The sequence below is a fragment of the Streptomyces sp. NPDC004031 genome, assembly GCF_053604375.1.
In genome coordinates, this window is the sequence record NZ_JBSGHL010000071.1 from 39,947 (window position 1) to 45,972 (window position 6,026).

Annotated in this window: 6 protein-coding genes and 1 tRNA gene; 4 read left to right on the forward strand and 3 right to left on the reverse strand. The window is 75.0% G+C overall.

What is annotated here, in order from left to right:
* The first annotated feature begins 273 nt into the window (after positions 1–273).
* Entirely contained in the window at positions 274–1,317 is a 1,044-nt protein-coding gene (locus ACWERV_RS32035; protein ID WP_452939792.1) for a LacI family DNA-binding transcriptional regulator, read from the forward strand.
* A 17-nt stretch (positions 1,318–1,334) separates the two neighbouring features.
* Here the strand turns inward: ACWERV_RS32035 and ACWERV_RS32040 are convergent, their stop codons facing one another.
* The 3 genes from ACWERV_RS32040 to ACWERV_RS32050 all read right to left on the reverse strand — a co-directional run bounded on the left by ACWERV_RS32040 (position 1,335) and on the right by ACWERV_RS32050 (position 3,000).
* Positions 1,335–1,733, reverse strand: coding sequence for a VOC family protein (locus ACWERV_RS32040; protein WP_452939794.1), 399 nt, complete (start codon positions 1,731–1,733; stop codon positions 1,335–1,337).
* A 99-nt stretch (positions 1,734–1,832) separates the two neighbouring features.
* Positions 1,833–2,810: an aminoglycoside phosphotransferase family protein gene (locus ACWERV_RS32045; protein ID WP_452939797.1), complete on the reverse strand. Its 978-nt coding sequence runs from the start codon at positions 2,808–2,810 to the stop codon at positions 1,833–1,835.
* A 105-nt stretch (positions 2,811–2,915) separates the two neighbouring features.
* Positions 2,916–3,000, reverse strand: a tRNA-Leu gene (locus ACWERV_RS32050).
* Between the two features lie 214 nt (positions 3,001–3,214).
* Between ACWERV_RS32050 and ACWERV_RS32055 the strand changes: the two genes are divergently transcribed.
* The 3 genes from ACWERV_RS32055 to ACWERV_RS32065 all read left to right on the forward strand — a co-directional run bounded on the left by ACWERV_RS32055 (position 3,215) and on the right by ACWERV_RS32065 (position 5,905).
* Positions 3,215–4,552 carry a M20/M25/M40 family metallo-hydrolase gene (locus ACWERV_RS32055; protein ID WP_452939800.1) on the forward strand — a complete coding sequence of 446 codons (1,338 nt, stop codon included), beginning with the start codon at positions 3,215–3,217 and terminating at the stop codon, positions 4,550–4,552.
* A 148-nt stretch (positions 4,553–4,700) separates the two neighbouring features.
* Positions 4,701–4,934 (forward strand): chaplin ChpH, encoded by a 234-nt coding sequence (gene chpH, locus ACWERV_RS32060; RefSeq protein ID WP_398189078.1) that lies wholly within the window; start codon positions 4,701–4,703, stop codon positions 4,932–4,934.
* A 149-nt stretch (positions 4,935–5,083) separates the two neighbouring features.
* Positions 5,084–5,905, forward strand: coding sequence for a chaplin (locus ACWERV_RS32065; RefSeq protein WP_452939803.1), 822 nt, complete (start codon positions 5,084–5,086; stop codon positions 5,903–5,905).
* Positions 5,906–6,026 lie beyond the last annotated feature (121 nt).

Consider the following 6,026-nt stretch of genomic DNA (forward strand, 5'->3'; position numbering starts at 1 on the left):
CCGACCATAGGCAGACAAATGACGCATCGTCAACGATATGCCGCCGTGTCCGGCACGAGGCTCCGCTGTGTGAGGCGTGTCCGGCACGGGGGCCGTTGCGCGGGCGGCGCCCCCGAGCCCCGCGCGGTTTCCCCGGGGCCCCGCGCGGCGGACGCGGCGCAGGTCGGGTGGGGCGGCAGGGCGCGCGGACACCCCACCCGGGGCCCGGCGAGGGCGCCCGGCGGGATATTTTCGCGGGGCCGACCCGCGCGGGCGGCGGAGAGGAGGAGTGCCATGGCCGGCACCGGCGAACGCCCCCGCCCCGAGGGGAAGACGCTCGCGGTGATCGCCGCGGAGGCGGGCGTGTCGGTCTCCACCGTCTCCAAGGTCCTGCACGACCGCTCGGACGTCGCCGCCCGCACCCGCGCCAAGGTCCAGCGGCTGCTCGCCCAGCACGGCTACCCCGCCCGCAACGGCCCGGCCGCCACCGCGCTCGCCCCCGGCGGCCTCGTGGACTTCGTCGTCAACGAGATCGACGGCGCCTGGGCCGCCGAGCTGATCCGCGGCGCCGAGGAGGCGCTCGACGCGGTCGGCCTGGGCCTGGTGGTGTCCGCCGCGCACGGCGGCGGCAGCAGCCCGGCCCGCCGCTGGCTCGACTCGCTCGCCGCCCGCCGCACCCTGGGCGCGATCCTGGTCGTCCCCGAACTCGACCGGCACCAGCACCGCGAGCTGCTCCGGCTCGGCATCCCCTTCGCGCTCATCGCCCCGGCCGAGGAGCCGCCGCCCGGCGTGCCGTGGGTCGGCGCGACCAACTGGCCCGGCGGGCTCGCCGCCACCCGGCACCTGGTCGGCCTCGGCCACCGCAGGATCGCCGTCATCGGCGGTCCGCCACAGCGCCTCGCCTCCCGCGCCCGCGTGGACGGCTACCGCTCGGCGCTGGAGGAGGCCGGGCTGCCGTACGACCCTGAGCTGGTCCGCTACGGCGACTTCACCAACGAGCCCGCCTACCGGCACGCCCTCGACCTGCTGCGGCTGCCGGACCGGCCCACCGCCGTCTTCGCCGGCAGCGACCAGCAGGCGCTCAGCACCTACCGCGCCGCGGCGACGCTGGGGCTGCGGGTGCCGGACGACGTGAGCGTCGTCGGCTTCGACGACCTGGCCTTCGCCGACTGGGTCACCCCGCGGCTGACCACCGTACGCACGCCGCTGGCCGACATGGCCGCGCTGGCCGCCGGCATGGTCCTCCAGCTCATCGCGGGCGGGCGCCCCGCCTCCACCCGCGTCGAGGTCGCCAGCGAGCTGGTCGTACGGGAGAGCAGCGGCCCGCCGCCGCGCTGAGGCCGCCCGCGCGCGGGCTACGGCTGCGTCGCGGCCATGAAGAAGATCTCCCAGTGGTGGCCGTCCGGGTCGTAGAAGCTGCGGGTGTGCATCGGGCTGGCCTCCTCGGTGGTCTTCGCCGGGCGGGCGCCCGCCGCCTCCGCCGCGTCGCCGATCCGGTCCACCTCGTCGGCCGAGTCCTGCTGCACGGCCACGATGACCTCGGTCACCGCCCCGGTGTCCGCGACGGGGCGGCCGGTGAACGACGTGAAGAACGGCTCCGTCAGCAGCATCACCAGGTTGTCGTCGCCGACGACCATGCACGCGGCGCGCGCGTCGGTGAAGTCCGGGTCGAAGGCGAAGCCGAGCTTCTCGAAGAAGGCCATGGACCGGGGAAGGTCCTGCACGGGGAGGTTGACGAAGATACGGCCGGCCATGGTGTCCGCCTCTGCTCGGGTGCGCTGCGCACGGGTCCGTTACGCAAGGGTGGACCGGCCGCCGCGGCGGAACTCATCGGCCGCCCCGGCCGCGCGGCCTCATTCGCCCAGACGGGCCCGCAGCCATGCCAGCGCCTCGCGGCCCTGCGCCGCCTGGAAGGCCCGCAGGGTCGGCAGCCCCGGCGGCGCCGGGCGGCGGGCGTTGCCGAGCAGGAAGCCGGCGAAGGCGGCGAGCACCGCGGTGACGGCGTCCGGGTCCGCGCCCGCCGCGACCTCGTGCCGCGCGAACAGCCCCTCCGGCGGCGGACCGCCCTGCATCCGCACGCTCGGCAGCATCAGCAGCAGGTCGAGCCAGGGCGCGGCGAGGCAGGCCCACGGCCAGTCCACGACCACGACCCGGCCCTGCGGGGTGAGCAGCAGGTTGTCGGCCCGCAGGTCGGCGTGCGCGAGGGTGCCGCCCGCCGCGCCCGCGGCCCACCCGGACTCCAGCTCCGCGAGCGCGGGCAGATGCCGCGCCGCCCACGGGTCGAGGCCCGCGAGGTCGTCGGTGCCCGCCGCGTGGTCCGCGGCGAGGGTCCGCCAGCCCCGGAAGGCACCGCCCTGCCTCTCGGCGACCGGCGGCGCGGCGACCGGGCTCGGCGTGAGCGCCGCCGCCAGACCGCCGACGGCGGCCAGCACCACCTCCAGCTCGGCCGGCTCCCACGGCTGCGCGGGCAGCCGCCCCTCGACGTCCTCGAAGAGCAGCACCACCCAGCCGTCCAGATCCAGGTCGGCGAGCAGCCGCGGCGCCGGCACCCCGGCCGGAAGGCCGCGCGCGACCCGGGCCTCGTCCCGGTAGATGCCGGGGCTCTCCGGGTTCTGGGCCGCGCTCACCGCCTTGACGAAGGCCCGCCGCCCGTCCGCGAGCACCAGCCGCGCCGCGACACCCGGCGAGAACCCGGCACTCTGCGTCCGCGCCCCCGCCACCCGCGCCCCGAGCCGCTCCTCGACCGCGGCCCGCACTCCGGCCGGCACCGCCTCCCACGCCGTCCGCACCCCGCGGGCCGCGGGAGCCGGCACCTTCGCCACGTCGTCCATCCCGGCATCCTCCCGGGCACCGGGGACGGCGGCGACCGCTTTTCCCTGACGGGCAGGGGCCGGGAAAAGCAGAAAGACCCCAGATCGACTGGGGTCCTTCGTCAGTGTCCGAGGGGGGACTTGAACCCCCACGCCCGATAAAGGGCACTAGCACCTCAAGCTAGCGCGTCTGCCATTCCGCCACCCGGACGGGTGTGACGTCACGGCCTCCCGGCCGTGGCGACGGGGTAAACCATAGCAAAGATCGAGGGGTGCCGATCACCGCCCGGGGCGGGGGAGGAACGCTGGTCGGGGGCGGGTGCGCCTTGGGCCCGCGCGGGGTCGCGGGGCAGGATGGGGGAGGCGTCCGGCGCGAGCGGCGGACGGGTCCGCTATGGGTGAGGGCGACGAGGAGGAGAGGCATCGTGAGCGAGTCACGGCCGGGTGGTGCGGGCGGCGGGACAGTGAGCGGCGAGGACGAGGTCGCGGCCCTGTGCAGCGAGCTGATCCGCATCGACAGCAGCAACTACGGGGACCACTCCGGGCCCGGCGAGCGCGCCGCGGCCGAATACGTGGCGGAGAAGCTGGCCGAGGTCGGCCTCGAACCGCAGATCTTCGAGTCGCACCCGGGGCGTGCCTCGGTCGTGGCCCGGGTCGAGGGCGAGGACCGCTCGCGTCCCGGACTGCTCATCCACGGCCACACCGACGTCGTCCCCGCCAACGCCGACGACTGGACCCACCACCCCTTCTCCGGCGAGATCGCCGACGGGTGCGTGTGGGGACGCGGCGCGGTCGACATGAAGGACATGGACGCGATGACGCTGGCCGTCGTCCGCGACCGGCTGCGCAGCGGGCGCAAGCCGCCGCGCGACCTCGTCCTCGCCTTCCTCGCCGACGAGGAGGCCGGCGGCACGTACGGTGCGCGCTTCCTCGTCGACAAGCACCCGGACCTCTTCGAGGGCGTGACCGAGGGGATCGGCGAGGTCGGCGGTTTCTCCTTCACCGTCAACGACGACCTGCGCCTCTACCTCATCGAGACCGCCGAGAAGGGCATGCACTGGATGCGGCTCACCGTGGACGGCACCGCCGGACACGGCTCGATGACCAACAAGGACAACGCCATCACCGAGCTGTGCGAGGCCGTCGCACGGCTCGGGCGGCACGAGTTCCCGGTGCGCGTCACCAAGTCCGTGCGCGGCTTCCTCGACGAGCTGTCCGACGCGCTCGGCACCGAGCTGGATCCCGAGGACATGGAGACCACGCTCGCCAAGCTCGGCGGCATCGCCAAGATGATCGGCACCACCCTGCGCAACAGCGCCGCGCCCACCATGCTCGGCGCCGGCTACAAGGTGAACGTCATCCCCGGCCAGGCCACCGCGCACGTCGACGGGCGCTTCCTGCCCGGTTACGAGGAAGAGTTCCTCGCCGACCTCGACCGCATCCTCGGCCCGCGCGTGAAGCGGGAGAGCCTGCACTCCGACAAGGCCGTCGAGACCGACTTCGACGGCGCCCTCGTGGACGCGATGCAGCGCGCGCTGGTCGCCGAGGACCCGGGCGCCCGTGCCGTCCCGTACATGCTCTCCGGCGGCACCGACGCGAAGTCCTTCGACGACCTGGGCATCCGCTGCTTCGGCTTCGCCCCGCTGCGGCTGCCCCCCGAGCTGGACTTCGCCGGGATGTTCCACGGTGTGGACGAGCGCGTGCCGGTGGACGGCCTGCGCTTCGGCGTCCGGGTGCTCGACCGCTTCATCGAACACAGCTGAACGGTCGACCGGGTGTACCCGTACCGGTGGTTTCGTTAGCCGGTACGGGTGAAGGGCCCGGTCCCTTCGTAGCTCCGTTCCTCCCGGTGTCGTTACGACGATGTGGTCCGCAGGCTGGGGCCGCACACGTCCACGAGGAGGAACGAGAATGATCAAGAAGGTCGTCGCCGCCGCGGCTGCCACCGGCGGTCTGGTGCTCGCGGGGGCGGGCATGGCCGTCGCCGACTCCGGCGCGCAGGGCGCCGCGGTGCAGTCCCCCGGTGTGCTCTCCGGCAACGTCGTCCAGATCCCGGTGCACATTCCCGTGAACCTGTGCGGCAACACGATCGACGTGATCGGGCTGCTCAACCCCGCCTTCGGCAACGCCTGCGTCAACCAGTGACGCCGCGGCGGCCGCACCGACGCGGCCGCCGGCTCCGTACCGGCCCCGGGCGCGCACCCGCGCCCCGGGGCCGGTCGGCATTTCACCGCCCTCATGGCGCACGCGCGCAGGGCCGGCGCAGGGGCGAACGTAGAACGAGGAGAACAGCAATGCGACAGGTCGCAACCAAGGGCCTGCTCACCGTGGTCGCCACCGGCGGCGTGCTCGCCGCGACCGGCGGCTTCGCGTACGCCGACGCGGGCGCCGCCGGAGCGGCCGCCGGGTCGCCCGGCGTGGCGTCGGGCAACTCGGTGCAGGTACCGGTGCACGTGCCGGTGAATGTGTGCGGCAACACGATCAACGTGATCGGGCTGCTCAACCCGGTGTTCGGCAACCAGTGCGCCAACACCTCCGCGCCCGCCGCCGGTCCGGCCGGCTCGGGCGCCACCGCGCGCGGCGGCGCCCACGACTCGCCCGGCGTCGGCTCCGGCAACGCGGTGCAGGCGCCGGTCGACGTCCCCGTCAACCTGTGCGGCAACAGCGTGGACGTGGTGGGCCTGCTGAACCCGGCCTTCGGCAACAGGTGCGCGAACGGCGCCACCCCGCCGGGCGACACGAGCAACCCGGGCACGCCCGGTACGCCGGGTACCCCGGGCACGCCCGGGACCCCCGGCACTCCGGGCACGCCCGGCACCCCCGGCACGCCGGGAACCCCTGGCACCCCCGGCACTCCGGGCACCCCTGGAACTCCCGGCACGCCCGGTACGCCCACCACCCCGGGCACCCCGACCACCCCGGTGACCCCCACGACGCCGGCCACCCCGACGACGCCGGGCACCCCCACCGGTGAGACCCCGGCCATGCCGCCCGCCGGTGCCACCCTCGCGCACACCGGCGCCGACGGCGCGGCCTTCAGCGCCTTCGCCGCCGGGGCCCTCGTGCTCGGCGGGGCGCTGCTCTACCGCCGCGGCCGCCGTACCGCCCGCGGCTGAGCCGTCGCGGACACGTGAGCGCGTACGCGTCCGCACCCGGCCGCGTACGCGAACGGGCGCCCGCGGGCGCCCCCCCCTCCCCTTTCAACCCGTCTTAAGACCAGTCAAACAAAGCACCAAA

Coding starts and splice junctions, on each gene's coding strand:
- ACWERV_RS32035 (WP_452939792.1), top strand. CDS start 274: ATGGCCGGCACCGGCGAACGCCCCCGCCCCGAGGGGAAGACGCTCGCG.
- ACWERV_RS32040 (WP_452939794.1), bottom strand. CDS start 1,733: ATGGCCGGCCGTATCTTCGTCAACCTCCCCGTGCAGGACCTTCCCCGG.
- ACWERV_RS32045 (WP_452939797.1), bottom strand. CDS start 2,810: ATGGACGACGTGGCGAAGGTGCCGGCTCCCGCGGCCCGCGGGGTGCGG.
- chpH (WP_398189078.1), top strand. CDS start 4,701: ATGATCAAGAAGGTCGTCGCCGCCGCGGCTGCCACCGGCGGTCTGGTG.
- ACWERV_RS32065 (WP_452939803.1), top strand. CDS start 5,084: ATGCGACAGGTCGCAACCAAGGGCCTGCTCACCGTGGTCGCCACCGGC.